Origin of the sequence: Chitinophaga sp. (assembly GCF_036566945.1) — a bacterium.
GTDB lineage: Bacteria > Bacteroidota > Bacteroidia > Chitinophagales > Chitinophagaceae > Chitinophaga.
In genome coordinates this window covers 1-4,029 of sequence record NZ_DATCVJ010000129.1, presented here as the reverse complement: position 1 = coordinate 4,029, position 4,029 = coordinate 1, and the positions used below count along the sequence as shown (strand labels likewise).

General features: G+C 46.2%; 2 protein-coding genes. One reads left to right on the top strand and one right to left on the bottom strand.

The window, feature by feature from the left end:
* Positions 1 to 2,066 (bottom strand): hypothetical protein (locus VIP81_RS03725; RefSeq protein WP_331957135.1); only part of this gene is annotated, 2,066 nt, incomplete at its 3' end.
* Positions 2,067 to 2,237: 171 nt separating this feature from the next.
* Between VIP81_RS03725 and VIP81_RS03720 the strand changes: the two genes are divergently transcribed.
* On the top strand, positions 2,238 to 3,977 hold the full coding sequence (locus VIP81_RS03720) for a cellulase family glycosylhydrolase (RefSeq protein WP_331957134.1): 1,740 nt from the start codon (positions 2,238 to 2,240) through the stop codon (positions 3,975 to 3,977).
* The last annotated feature ends 52 nt before the right edge of the window (positions 3,978 to 4,029 follow it).

Below are 4,029 nucleotides of genomic sequence, written 5' to 3'. Positions count from 1 at the left end.
GGTTGTTTGTCGAACCCCGATAGCTGATAGCTATAGGTAATATTGTTGCCTTGTTCCCCTGCCGGCGCCGTGTATTCAAAATGAAAACTGTTGTACGCATTGGGCAGGGTAACCTGTTGCCGTGGGTCCTGTATGGCATAGCCGCCATATAACAATGTATCTTTTTTACTGGTGGCTTTTATTTGTCCCAGCAATACCGAAAGCGTACTGCCGTGACTGTTATACTTTTTATAATTAAGATGATAAATCCCTTTATCACCACCGAAGAAAATGTTTTCGTCATTATAGGGATAAATGAATTCGAAGCCGCCTACGATTTTTCCGGTCAGTTCAGGAAACCAGGTCACGGTTTTGTGCGCCGCATCTATTACTCCTGGTTTTTTATCGGATACAAACCAGATCTTTCCGCTGTCGTCTTCTTTCAGGTATTGTATGCTACGGGCGGATAACAGTGGATAAAGGGAAGGCGACGGGATAAATTTTCCGGCCTGGGCATCGTATTCGTAGATCCCCTGCATGCTGCCCACCACTATTTTATCCTGAATACGGAATACATAATTGTTATTGGTAGCAGGCAGACCCTCTTTTTGGGTGAAGAGCTTAGCCTGCAGGGCGGTGTCGTTTTTCAGCGTGAGCTGATATACTCCCCGATAGGGATGAGAGGACCAGATGCGTTGTGCATTGTCTTTTGCCAGGAAGCGAAGGGATTCAAACAAGCCGGCAATGTGCCGGGTAACGGTAACGGATGTATGCTGATATTGAATGGCGGCCAACCCATTGTAACAGCCTGTCAGAATCCGGTTACCGAGGGTGAGATAAGTCCAGCAACCTATATCTTTCAACAAGGGAGTTGCCTTATTGCCGCTGATCTCAAAAGTGCCTTCCTGATGTGCCATCAACAGGCGTTGGTCCATCGCCGTTAGATTCCATACCTGTCCTTTGGTATTGGGTACGGGTTGGAAATTGGCTCTGGAGAAACTGAGATCCGCTACCGCGTCCAGTGGGGTGCTGTAGAGGCCATCGGAAGTACCAATATATAGTCGGTGATCAAATACCTGTACAGCATAGGTGGTGAGGGAATTATGTTTGTCGGGTTGAATTTGTTTAATGGCGGTATTATAGCGGAGCTGGTCGATACCGTTATCCAACGCCAGCCAGATATTTTGTTGGGGATCTGTAAAGAGTTTGAGTACATTATTATTTTGGAGGCCTTCGTCCATGCTGAATTGCTGGATAATTTTCCCATCGGCGCTATTGATAATATAGCAGCCTTTGGAAAAGGTGCCAATGGCCAGTTGGCCATGCTGTAGTGGAATAGCGCAGTAGATGCGGCTATTGCGGAATATGTTATCGGCTGCGGTAGGTTGTGGAATTATTTGTTGTCCGCTGATTTTATAAAGACCATCTTTCAGCGTGGCAACGAGGAGGGTATCATTTTCTTCCTGCAGGAATGCGGTCACCAGTGGTAAAGGTGCGGTTGTTTTGCATACGGATTGCCATGTACCCGCTACGAGTTTTAATAATCCCTGCCGCAGGTCTTGTGCATAGAGGCCATGGGCGGTGCTGCCCATTATTTTCCATTCTGCCGGGGCGTTGTATACCCGGATCTTATTGTTACGCCATTCAAATATTTTATTGTTGCTTTTAAAGTAAACGCCTTTGTCGTACAGGGCAATATTCCAGATATCTGCAAATTCCGTTTGACCGGTGGGGATATTTTTTTTGAGAGAAGTATAGCTGAGTATACCGTTGGTATCGGGATAATAATAGCCAAAATCGTCCTGTGCACCTACGTAGATGCGGCCGTCCGGCGCCACCTTCACGGCACGTAACCGGGTGTTATTAGGAACGGGGTATAGTTTCCAGTAGTTACCATTGTAGGTGATCAGTCCTTCATTGTTGGCGAAGTACCCGATTCCTCTCTTGTCCATATCTATATCCCAGGTTTGTCCGTTGCCCTGGTATTGGGCTTTGCTGTAGTTGACAATGGCGGGTAGACCAATGGTATTTTGTGCATCAATGAAACTTACGTGGAATAAAAGGGCCAGCAACAGAAAAGGCTTCATGTAAAAGCGTTTTACTAAAAGTAGAATTTTTTCCTGATGTAGTATAGTAGTAAGGAAGAGGGATTAATAATCAATGGCTTATTGCAATTTGAAGTAGAAATGACGTAGGTGAAAAAATGAATTTTCCCTGTTTAATATAGATCTTGGTCTTTCTTTAAAAGACATATGATCATGTTAAAATTCCACGGGCTGTTGCTCATTTTTTTATCTGCCTTGATGGGGCAGACTAACGGGCAGGGGTATCTGAAAACACAGGGACCTGGTATTGTAAATGAAAAAAATGAGAAAGTGATCCTGCGGGGAATGGGGTTGGGGGGCTGGATGTTGCAGGAGGGATATATGTTCCGGCTGGGAGACATCGGGCAGCAATATAAGATCCGGGCAAAAATACAAGCGCTGGTGGGGCCGGAAAGGACGCAGGCTTTCTATGACGAATGGCTGACGGGTCATACCAACAAGCGGGACATCGACTCCATGGCCGCCTGGGGTTTTAACTCCGTAAGATTGCCAATGCACTTTGATTTGTATACGTTGCCGGTAGATCAGGAGCCAGTGGCCGGACAGCATACCTGGCTGGAGAAAGGTTTTGCGTTGACTGACTCCTTGCTGAGCTGGTGTAAGGCGAATCATCTGTACCCGATCCTGGATCTGCATGCCGCACCGGGAGGGCAGGGGAACGATCTGCCTATTTCTGACAGGCATCCTGAAAAACCATCTCTCTGGGAAAGTGAAGCTAACCGCAGTAAAACCATTGCTTTGTGGCGGAAACTGGCGGAACGTTATGCCAATGAGCCCTGGATAGGTGGTTACGATATTATCAACGAACCCAATTGGGGTTTTGAAGACCCGACAGACAGCAGAGGTACTAGAGAAACAAAGAACATCCCGCTGAAACAACTGATGCAGGACATCACTAAAGCGATCCGGGAAGTGGATAAAAAGCATATCATCATTATAGAAGGCAATGGATTCGGGAATAATTACAATGGCATCCTGCCTGCCTGGGATGATAATATGGTGATGAGCTTTCACAAGTATGGCAATTTCACGCAGGTATCTTCTATTCAGCATTTCCTGGATCTGCGGAAAAAATATAACCTGCCTTTGTGGCTGGGAGAGTCCGGGGAGAATTCTAATAACTGGTATACCAATACCATCCGGATGGTGGAGGACAATGATATTGGCTGGGCATGGTGGCAGTGGAAAAAGATAGGAAGCAATCAGCCACTGGAAATTACCATTACGCCAGGTTACCAGGCACTCCTGGATTATTGGAACGGCAAAGCAGCAGCACCCACTGCCAATGAAGCCTGGCAATCACTGCAGGAATTGGTGCGCAATACCCGGTTGGAGAACAACGTATATCACAAAGACGTAACAGATGCCATGTTCAGACAGGTACATTCATCGGAGGCCATTCCATTTAAGGCGCATGTGATAAAAGATAAAGCCGTTATCCCGGCTGTAGATTATGATTTAGGGAGAAATTTATCGGCTTATGCAGATATGGATACGGCCAGTTATCACTACACGCCGGGGGTAAATACACAAGGCAACCGGGGGTATGCTTACCGCAATGATGGGGTGGATATCAAAAAAGACGAGCATGAATTTTTCGTTTTTCATATTGAAAATGGCGAATGGCTGCAATATACAGCGCAGGTGACCAGCCCCGGTACCTACACGCTGCAGGTGAAAGTGAGGGCAGAAACAGATAGTGTGAGCGCGCGGTTTAATATCAGCAGCAATGGTAAATCGCTGGCTGCCAACATACCTGTTCCCGGTAATGATAAAGCATGGCAGTTGGTGGAACTGAAGAACATTCCATTAGCTAAAGGCACCAATAGACTGCGGATTGAATTTGTGCAGGGGGGCTGTCATTTCAGCGGGATCAGGTTTGTGAAACAATAGCGATTTTTTGTCTTTACCAGGATTATACTGATTATGATGATTTTATTTTTTG